At 74.5% G+C, this 9,305-nt stretch carries 10 protein-coding genes; 1 reads left to right on the forward strand and 9 read right to left on the reverse strand.

All coding sequences use genetic code 11. From position 1 onward, the window contains the following. Positions 1-73: 73 nt before the first annotated feature. Positions 74-670: a hypothetical protein gene (locus ACI78V_RS18335; RefSeq protein WP_456853318.1), complete on the forward strand. Its 597-nt coding sequence runs from the start codon at positions 74-76 to the stop codon at positions 668-670. 106 nt (positions 671-776) lie between these two features. Here ACI78V_RS18335 and ACI78V_RS18340 read toward each other — a convergent pair whose 3' ends face one another. The 9 genes from ACI78V_RS18340 to ACI78V_RS18380 all read right to left on the reverse strand — a co-directional run bounded on the left by ACI78V_RS18340 (position 777) and on the right by ACI78V_RS18380 (position 9,135). Continuing rightward, the gene (locus ACI78V_RS18340; RefSeq protein WP_456853320.1) at positions 777-1,109 is read right to left on the reverse strand and encodes a cytidine deaminase; all 333 of its coding nucleotides are present in this window, start codon (positions 1,107-1,109) and stop codon (positions 777-779) included. A gap of 6 nt (positions 1,110-1,115) precedes the next feature. After that, positions 1,116-2,456: a hemolysin family protein gene (locus ACI78V_RS18345; protein WP_456853321.1), complete on the reverse strand. Its 1,341-nt coding sequence runs from the start codon at positions 2,454-2,456 to the stop codon at positions 1,116-1,118. Next, positions 2,453-2,956: an rRNA maturation RNase YbeY gene (ybeY, locus tag ACI78V_RS18350; protein ID WP_456853323.1), complete on the reverse strand. Its 504-nt coding sequence runs from the start codon at positions 2,954-2,956 to the stop codon at positions 2,453-2,455. The genes ACI78V_RS18345 and ybeY overlap by 4 nt, the downstream gene beginning before the upstream one ends. Before the next feature lie 5 nt (positions 2,957-2,961). Continuing rightward, positions 2,962-3,984, reverse strand: coding sequence for a PhoH family protein (locus ACI78V_RS18355; protein WP_456853325.1), 1,023 nt, complete (start codon positions 3,982-3,984; stop codon positions 2,962-2,964). Positions 3,985-4,227: 243 nt separating this feature from the next. After that, positions 4,228-5,040: an enoyl-CoA hydratase/isomerase family protein gene (locus ACI78V_RS18360; protein WP_456853327.1), complete on the reverse strand. Its 813-nt coding sequence runs from the start codon at positions 5,038-5,040 to the stop codon at positions 4,228-4,230. A gap of 100 nt (positions 5,041-5,140) precedes the next feature. Continuing rightward, complete coding sequence (locus ACI78V_RS18365; RefSeq protein WP_456853328.1) at positions 5,141-5,500, reverse strand: HIT domain-containing protein; 360 nt, start codon at positions 5,498-5,500, stop codon at positions 5,141-5,143. A gap of 205 nt (positions 5,501-5,705) precedes the next feature. Further along, positions 5,706-6,437 (reverse strand): ABC transporter ATP-binding protein, encoded by a 732-nt coding sequence (locus ACI78V_RS18370; RefSeq protein WP_456853330.1) that lies wholly within the window; start codon positions 6,435-6,437, stop codon positions 5,706-5,708. Continuing rightward, complete coding sequence (locus ACI78V_RS18375) at positions 6,434-8,260, reverse strand: branched-chain amino acid ABC transporter ATP-binding protein/permease (protein WP_456853332.1); 1,827 nt, start codon at positions 8,258-8,260, stop codon at positions 6,434-6,436. The genes ACI78V_RS18370 and ACI78V_RS18375 overlap by 4 nt, the downstream gene beginning before the upstream one ends. After that, positions 8,260-9,135: a branched-chain amino acid ABC transporter permease gene (locus ACI78V_RS18380; RefSeq protein ID WP_456853334.1), complete on the reverse strand. Its 876-nt coding sequence runs from the start codon at positions 9,133-9,135 to the stop codon at positions 8,260-8,262. Before ACI78V_RS18380 ends, ACI78V_RS18375 begins: the two co-directional genes overlap by 1 nt. Between the last annotated feature and the right edge of the window lie 170 nt (positions 9,136-9,305).

Genomic DNA, 9,305 nt, shown 5'->3' on the forward strand with positions numbered 1-9,305 from the left:
CTCCCACCGGGGCCCGACAGCCCCGCGCACCTCCGCCGGGTGCCCGCCGGAAGCGACCAGGGAGGATCGGCGCATGGCTGGTCGGAGGCGGCGGGAGCAGGACGAACCCCTGGTGGTGCGGGCGCTGCGGGAGCAGGAACGGCACACCGCCCAGGTCGCGGCGTACGGCTTCTTCCCGTCCCGTGGCCCGCGACGGTCGGCGACGGTGACCCCGGCGCCGCTGCGCTACTGGCAGTACGACCCGCCCCGGCCCTGGCTGCTGCTCACCGCGGTCCTGTTCGTCGCGGCCTGGCTGGCGCTGTTCGCCTGGACCGGCGGCAGCTCCGCGGTGCTCGACGAGCTGCCGCTCGCGCTGCTCCTCGGCGGGGCCGCCGTGGTGCTGTCCACCGCCCGGCTGACCGTCTCCGACGCCGGGCTCTCCTTCGACGTCGCCGGGCTGCGGCGGACGTCGTCCCTGCACGTGGTGCCGCGCAGCCTGGTGCGCGAGGTGCGCCGCGGCACCGCGGCCGAAGGCTGGCCGCAGGCGCGCTCGCGGGGCGGGTGGTGGCCCGGGCGGACGCGGGTCGCCGTCCGGCACCTGGCGGCCGACGGCGGCGGCGAGCGGGCGCTCACCGTGTGGGTGCGCGACCCGGCGGGGTTCGCCGAGGCCCTGGGCGTGCCGCTGGGCTGACCCGGACCGGGTGACCCTGCCGGTCCCGTCGCACCGGGTGCGGCTGCACCCGTCGCCGTCGGACGCAGCCGGCGGGCAGCCGCGGCCGGGGACCCCGCGTGCGGCCTCAGGCGGTGGTGCGGACCGCGCCGTCGGGGCCGGCCAGGAACACCGGTGCCGACGGCGTGAGGTCGTGCACCGCGGCCAGCCCGGCGCCCTCGACCGCGTCGGCGCCCGACACGATCGCGGCCGCCTCCAGCCCCTCAACCCCGCTGGAGACGGCGGCGGCGACGGCGGCCTGCAGCGCGGACAGCTCCAGCGACGGGAGCGCGACCGTGGCGGCCACGTAGGTGCGGCCGTCGGTGTCGCGCACGGCCGCTCCTTCAGGGGCGCCGGTGCGGCCGCGGGCGGAGCGGGCGAGGGTGACGAGCTTGGCGTCCTCGGGCTGGAGTTCGGGCACGGCCGGTCAGCTTTCCACGGCCGCGGGCACGTCCGTCCGGGTGGCCCCCGCCTCCGCGGTGTCCTCGGCGTCGGACCCGGCCACCGGGCAGACGAGGATGGTGTCGATCCGGTTGCGCCGGCCACCGGTGCTCTCGGCGACCAGCCGCAGCCCGGAGACCTCCGCCGCCGAACCCTCGATCGGCACCAGGCCCAGCTCCCGCGCGAGCAGCCCGCCGACGGTCTCGACGTCGTCGTCCTCGGGGAGCTCGACGTCGAACAGCTCGGCGAGGTCGCGGACCGGCAGCCGCGCGGTGATCCGCACCGAGCCGTCGTCGAGGTGCTCCACCGGCGGGCGCTGGAAGGCGTCGTGCTCGTCGGCGATCTCGCCGACGATCTCCTCGAGGATGTCCTCGATCGTCACCAGCCCCGCGAAGCCGCCGTACTCGTCGACGACGATCGCGATGTGGATCCGCTGGGCCTGCATGTCCCGCAGGAGCTCGTCGACCGGCTTGGACTCGGGCACGAACGTCGGCGGTCGCATCAGCTCCTCGACGCGCGGGCCGTTCTTCGGGTCGTGGATGCCCTGGGCCCGGCGGATGAGGTCCTTGAGGTAGACCACGCCCACGACGTCGTCGACGTTCTCGCCGATGACCGGCAGCCGGCTGAACCCGCTGCGCATGGCCAGCGCGAGCGCCTGCCGGACGGTCTTGGTGCGCTCTATCCAGACGACGTCGGTGCGCGGCACCATGACCTCGCGGGCGATCGTGTCGCCCAGCTCGAAGACCGAGTGGATCATGTTGCGCTCGCCGGACTCGACGACGCCGCGCTCCTCGGCCATGTCGACCAGCTCGCGCAGCTCCACCTCGGAGGAGAACGGCCCGTCGCGGTAGCCGCGGCCGGGGGTGATCATGTTGCCGACGAGGATCAGCAGCGTCGCCACCGGCCCCAGCAGCCGCCCGAGCAGCCGGACGATGCCGGCGGTGCGCAGGGCGAAGCCGTACGCGTGCTGGCGCCCCAGCGTGCGCGGGCCGACGCCGACGAGCACGTAGCTGACGACGGTCATGGCGCCGGCCGCGGTGAGCACCGTCTGCCAGCCGCCGCCCCACAGCCGGTAGAGCACCACCGTGCCGAGGACGGCGGCGACCATCTCGCAGGCGATGCGCAGCAGCAGGAGCAGGGAGACGTGCCGCGCCCGCTCGGCCACCACGTCGGCGAGCACCCCGGCCCGCTTGACCCCGTCGCGCCGCAGCTCCTCCACGCGGGCCCGGGACACCCGCTGGAGAGCGGCGTCCATGGCGCCGAAGACGCCGGCGAGCGGGATGAGGCAGACGGCGATCACCAGGAGGGTGATCTCGCCGGAGGTCATCGCGGGCCCGGCCCCCGCTCGACGGCCTCGCCGGTCATCGGTGCCCGCGGGGCGGAGCGCCAGCCCTCGAGCAGCGAGGTCTGCAGGCCGAACATCTCCTTCTCCTCCTCGGGCTCCATGTGGTCGTAGCCCAGGATGTGGAGCACGCCGTGGGTGGCGAGCAGGATCAGCTCGTCGTCCATCGTGTGGCCGGCGGCGCGGGCCTGGCGGATCGCGACCGACGGGCAGAGCACCACGTCACCGAGCAGCGCCGGGCCGGGGTCGGGCTCGTCGGGGCGGCCGGTGTCCAGCTCGTCCATGGGGAAGGCGAGGACGTCGGTCGGGCCCTTCTCCCCCATCCAGCGCTCGTGCAGCGTGCTCATGTAGTCCGGGTCGACGCACAGCACCGACAGCTCGGCCATGGGGTTGACCCCCATCTCGGCGAGCACGTAGGTGCAGATCGCGGCGAGGGAGGACTCGTCGACGGCGATCTCGGACTCGTTGGCGACCTCGACGGGCACGGCGCTCAGCTCCCCTGCCGGCGCGGCCGTGAGGGGCGCACCGGCGCCTGACCCGAGGCCGTGGCCGGCCGGTTCTGCTGGTGGGCGGCGTCCCAGCGCTCGTAGGCGTCGACGATGTCGCCGACCAGCCGGTGGCGGACGACGTCGGAGCTGGTGAGGTTGGCGAAGTGGACGTCCTCGATGCCGTCGAGGATCTCCCGGACGATCTTCAGCCCGCTCTGCGCGCCGCCGGGGAGGTCCACCTGCGTCACGTCGCCGGTCACGACGATCTTGGACCCGAAACCGAGCCGGGTGAGGAACATCTTCATCTGCTCGGCGGTGGTGTTCTGCGCCTCGTCGAGGATGACGAACGCGTCGTTGAGGGTGCGCCCGCGCATGTAGGCCAGCGGGGCGACCTCGATCGTGCCCGACTGCATCAGCCGCGGGATCGACTCGGGGTCGACCATGTCGTGCAGCGCGTCGTACAGCGGCCGCAGGTAGGGGTCGATCTTCTCCGACAGCGTGCCGGGCAGGTAGCCCAGCCGCTCGCCGGCCTCCACCGCGGGGCGGGTGAGGATGATCCGGTTGACCTGCTTGGTCTGCAGCGCCTGCACCGCCTTGGCCATGGCCAGGTACGTCTTGCCGGTACCGGCCGGGCCGATGCCGAAGACGACGGTGTGCGCGTCGATCGCGTCCACGTACCGCTTCTGGTTCAGCGTCTTGGGCCGGATGGTGCGCCCGCGGCGGCTGATGATGTCCAGGCTGAGCACGTCGGCCGGCCGCTCGGCGCCCCCGGCGCGGAGCATGCCGATGACCCGGCGCACCGAGTCCGGCCGCAGCGCCTGGCCGGTGCCCAGCAGGGCGATGAGCTCGTCGAACACGGCGACGGCGAAGGCGTTGTCGGCCGGCTGCCCGGTCACGGCGATCTCGTTGCCGCGCACGTGGACGTCGGTGTCGACCTCGTCCTCGACGAGCCGGAGCAGCTCGTCGGCCGACCCGAGCAGGGCGACCATGGGGACGGAGTCGGGAACGGTGATGGTGGTCCGCACGACGGACGGACCCCCACCCAGCCCCGCTTCCGCGAGGCCGGTGGCGGACTGGGCGGGCGTACCGAGATGGCCGTCCGCCGCTGCGGCCTGCGCCGAGGCCTCACGCGACGTGGGGGCTCCCGGCACCGGGACGTTCGGGGAGGAGTCGGGCAAGAACCCTCGACCCTGCCTTCCTGCGGAGGGGGGTGCGGACCGTTCGAGTCTACCCGCGCAGCACTCCGCGAACCCCGTCCGAGGCGCAGGTCACCGGCCCGAGTAGGTCGCCCTCCCCGGGCCGTCGGCGAGGAAGGACCGCACGGCGCCGCGCAGGTCCTCGGTCGCGAACAGCTCCCCCGAGATCTCCGGCACCCGGTCGTCGGCGGCCCGGGCGCCCTCCCGGACGGCGGTGGCGACGAGGGTCTTGGTGGCCGCGTGGGCGACGGTGGGCCCCGCGGCGACCCGCCGGGCGTACTCGCGGGCGGCCTCGGCGAAGCCGTCGTCGGGCAGCACGCGGTTGACCACGTTCCAGCGCTCGAGCACCGCGGCGGGGTAGCGCTCGCCGGTGAACACCAGTTCCCTGGCGCGGGCCGGGCCGGCCCGCTCGGCCAGCCGCTGCGGCCCGCCCATCGACGGGGTCAGCCCGACGACGATCTCGACCAGCCCGAAGGAGGCGCGCTCCGCGGCCAGCAGGACGTCGCAGGCCAGGGCCAGCTCGAAGGCCGCGGTGAGGGTGAGCCCGTGCGCCGCGAAGACCGTCGGCACCGGGAGGTCCTCGACGGCCTGCGCCACCCGCAGCAGCCGCCGCCACAGCTGCGCACCCTGCCCCGTCGGGTCCGGCCCCTCGGCGATGTCGCGGAAGAACGTGACGTCGACGCCACCGGAGACGACCTTGCCGCGGGCCTCGACCAGCACCGCGCGGGCCCGGCCGTCGCCCGCCGGGTCGGTGAGCCCGGCGAGTTCGCCGACCACCCGTTCCAGGGCGTCGAACACGGGGCCGTCGAAGAGGTTCAGCGGCGGGTGGTCCAGGACGACGACGGCGACGTCGCCGTCCCGCTCGATGCGCACGGGCTCGGTCACGTCCCCACCCTGTCGCCGAGGGGCGGAAATGGCCATCCCAGCCCCTCGTGACCGGCCGGTCGGCCGCCGGGCCGCCGTCCCGGCATGGAGGGGGCAGCCGTCAGCCGGGCGGCCAGTTCAGGTGCCGCCCACCCAGGACGTGCAGGTGCACGTGGTGCACCGTCTGGCCGGCCGCCGGGCCGGTGTTGGTGACCACCCGGTACCCGGGCTCGACGTCGTACTCGGTGGCCAGCCCCTCCTGCACCGCCACCGCGTGCGCAGCGCGGACGACGGCGGCCAGCAGGTCGGGGTCGGCCGCCGCGAGCGCCGCCACGGTCGGGTGGTGGTCCTTGGGGACCACGAGCACGTGCGTCGGCGCCTGCGGGTTGATGTCCCGGAAGGCGAGCGTCCGGTCGGTCTCGTGCACGACCGTGGCCGGCACCTCGCCGGCGACCATGCGGCAGAAGAGGCAGTCCGTCACGGGGAGACCCTAGAAGGACCCCGTCCTCCCCACCCCTCGCAGGCTCGGCGCGGGACCCGGGACGGGGCCAGGGACCCAGGCGTGACCCCGCTGCCCCACCCCTCGCGAGCTCGGCGCGGGACCCGGGACGGGGCCAGGAACCCAGGCGCGACCCCGTCCCCCCACCCCCCGCAGGCTCGGCGCGGGACCCGGGACGGAGAGGGCCTCAGCGCTGGTCGGGTCGGGTCTCCACCCCCAGGTAGGCCTGCACGATCCGCTCGTCGGCCAGCAGCCGGTCCGCCGGCCCGGAGTGCACGATCTCCCCGCTCTGCAGCACGTAGCCGTGGTCGGCGGCGCGCAGCGCCCGGCGGGCGTTCTGCTCGACCAGCACCACCGTGGTGCCGGACGCCCGGATCTCCTCGATCACGCGGAACACCTCGTCGACGATCTTCGGCGCCAGCCCCATGGACGGCTCGTCCATCAGCATCACCGTCGGCGCGGCCACCAGGGCGCGGGCGATGGCGAGCATCTGCTGCTCCCCGCCGGAGAGTGCGCCGGCGGGCAGATCGCGGCGTCTGGCCAGCACCGGGAAGCGGTCGTACATGGCGTCGATCGGGCCCTGGGCGGCCCGTCCGGTGTGCCATGCCCCCATCTGCAGGTTCTCCTCGATGGTGAGCGTGGCCAGGATCTGCCGGCCCTCCGGCACCTGCACCAGCCCGCGCCGCACGAGCTGGTGGGCCGGGGTCCGGGTGACGTCGCGCCCCTCGAACGTGATCCGCCCGCCCGCCGGCCGCAGCATCCCGGAGACGGCGTTGATGACGGAGGACTTCCCGGCGCCGTTGGCCCCGACCAGCGTGACCAGCTGCCCCTCGTCGGCCCGGAACGAGACCCCGCGGACGGCCTCGACCCGGCCGTAGCTGACGCGCAGGTCCTCGACGCGGAGGATCGGGTCGCTCATGTCGCGTTCCTCGGGGTGGTGTCCGGCGGTTCCAGCGTGCCGGCCGCGCTCGGGTCGACGTTGGTGACGGTGCGAGGCGTCGCGTCGGCGTCGCCACCGGTGGGGTCGGCGAGGGTGCCCTCGGCGAGGGAACCGGTGACCGGCCCCTCCTCCGCCGTGCCGAGGTAGGCCTCGATGACGGCGGGGTTCGCGGCGATCTCCTCCGGTGAGCCGCTGGCGATGACCTCACCGAAGTCCAGGACGACCACCCGGGTGCAGGTCTCCAGGACCATCCCGACGTTGTGCTCGATGAAGAGGATCGTCAGCCCGCCGCGGGCCAGGGAGCGGATCAGTTCGGACAGCCCCGCCGCCTCGACGTGGTTCATGCCGGCGGCCGGCTCGTCGAGGATCAGGAGGGAGGGGTCCGAGGCCAGCGCACGGGCGATCTCCAGCCGGCGCTGGTCGCCGTAGGAGAGGGACGACGCCCGGTTGCCGGCCAGCTCGCCGAGGCCCACCCGCTGCAGGCAGCGGGCCGCGTGCTCCAGGGACGCCCGCTCGTCCCGGCGGGCCGAGGGCAGCCACAGCAGGCGGCGCAGGAAGGTGGGGCGGCTGACCAGGTGTGCGCCCACCAGCACGTTCTCCAGCGCCGAGAGCCGGTTGAACAGCTTGGAGTGCTGGAACGTCCGGCTCACCCCGGCCGCGGCCACCTCGTGCACCGGGGTGCGCCCGACCCGGACGCCCAGCACCGTGGCCGAGCCCGAGCTCGGCGGCACCAGCCCGCTGATCATGTTGACCAGGGTGGTCTTGCCCGCGCCGTTGGGGCCGATCAGCCCCACGACCTCGCCGCTGCCGATGTCCAGGTCGACGTCCCGGACGGCGTGCACCCCGCCGTACTCCTTGCCCAGGCCGGAGAGGGTGACCACCGTCTCCCCCGCGGCCGGGTGCCGGCGGACGGTGAGGTGCGACGCCGTGCCGGCGGCCTCGCTGCCGACCGACGACGGCATGCGCGTGCGCCGCGGGATCAGGCTGGCCAGTCCGCCCGGCAGGAAGAGGATCACCACCAGCAGCAGGAGGCTGGCCAGGAAGGGGCGGATCCAGCCGGCCTCGACCCCGACGGCGCGCTGGATCTCGGGGACCATCGTCTGGAACCCGCTGCCGAGCAGCGGGCCGAGGAACATCGTGGAGCCACCCACCACGGCGGTGACCAAGCCCTCCACGGCCGCGGAGAAGTCGAAGTCGCTGGGCGCGATGAGCCGCACGTAGTAGGCGAACAGGACGCCGTACAGGCCGGCCACCGCACCGGCGGTGGTGAACGCGGCGAGCCGGTGCCGGCCCACGTCGATCCCCATGGAGCGGGCGGCCAGCTCGTCCTCGCGGATGGCCTCCAGCGCCCGCCCGTACCGGGAGGAGCCCATGCGCCAGAACCAGTAGGCGACGACGGCGAGGGCGGTCCACGCCATGCCGACGGTGAGGATCCGGGGCACCCCGAGCCCCTGCGCACCGCCGGTCCACTCCGAGTTGAGCAGCACGACGCGCACCGCCTCGGCGAACCCGAGCGTGGCGATGGCCAGGAAGACGCCTCGCAGGTGCATTGTCGGCAGACCCAGCACGACGGCGGCGAGGGCGCCGACCGCCATGCCGATGACGACGGCGACCAGCAGCGCCGGCACGTCGCCGACGTCGTCCCCGCTGGGGGCGAGGGTGGCGGCCGAGAACGCCGCCACGGAGGCGAACCCGGCCTGGCCGAGGCTCAGCTGCCCCGCGATGAGGACGGCGTAGAACGAGTAGGCGAAGATCGCCCCGAGGGCGATGAAGGTCAGCGTGGTCGCGTACTGGGCGAGCATCAGACCTCCCGGACCCTGCGGGCGCCGAGCAGGCCCTGCGGTCGCAGCAGCAGGATCAGGAACAGCAGGCCGAAGGCGATCACGTCACGCCAGGACGACCCGATGTACTGGACGGCGAACACCTCGGCCAGCCCCAGCACCAGCCCCCCGATGAGGGCACCCGGCAGCGACCCCATGCCGCCGACGATGATGACCGCCAGCCCCTTGAGCTCGATGGCCGAGCCCATGCCGAGCTGGGCGGTGTTGACGTTGATGGCGAACAGGACCCCGGCGACCGCCCCCAGCGCCGAGGAGATCGCGAACGTGACCGCGGTGATCCGGTCCACGTTGACGCCGAGCACGCGGGCCGCCGTCGGGTTCTCCGCGACGGCGCGCATGCCGCGACCCAGCCGGCTCCTCGTGACCATGTAGGTCAGTCCGACCATCAGGGCCAGCGAGACGGCCAGGATGACCACCTGCACCAGGGTCACCTGGGCGCCGGCGACCTCGAACCGTGTCCCGGGGAACGACCCGGCCGGGAACCGGCGGGTGTCGGGGCCGTACCGCCACTGCAGCAGGGCGATGAGCATCCCGGCCAGGGCGATGGAGGAGATCAGCCCGGCGAAGTGGGCGTCGGCCCGGCCCTTGAGCGGGCGAAAGGCCAGGCGCTCGATGAGCAGCCCGAGCACCGCGCCGAAGACGAACACGATCGGCAGCGCCGCCCACAGGGACAGCCCGCCCCGCTCGACCAGCTCGATGCCGACGAAGGCCGAGGCCGCGAACACCGCGGGATGGGCCAGGTTCAGCCGGTCGAGGATGCCGAAGACCAGGGTGAACCCGATGGCGAACAGCGCGTAGATCGAACCGATGAAGATGCCGTTGAGGAGCTGCTGCACAGCCGTCCCTGTCTGGTCGTGAGTGCGGGCCCCGGCGTCCCGGGGCCCGGGGGGGGGGGGGGGGGGGGGGGGGGGGGGGGGGGGGCGGGGGGGGGGGGGGGGGGGGGGGGGGGGGGGGCCCGGGGGGGGGGGGGGGGGGGGGGGGCGGGGCGGGGGGGGCGGCGGTGCTC

The sequence above is a fragment of the Geodermatophilus sp. SYSU D00742 genome (assembly GCF_054049935.1).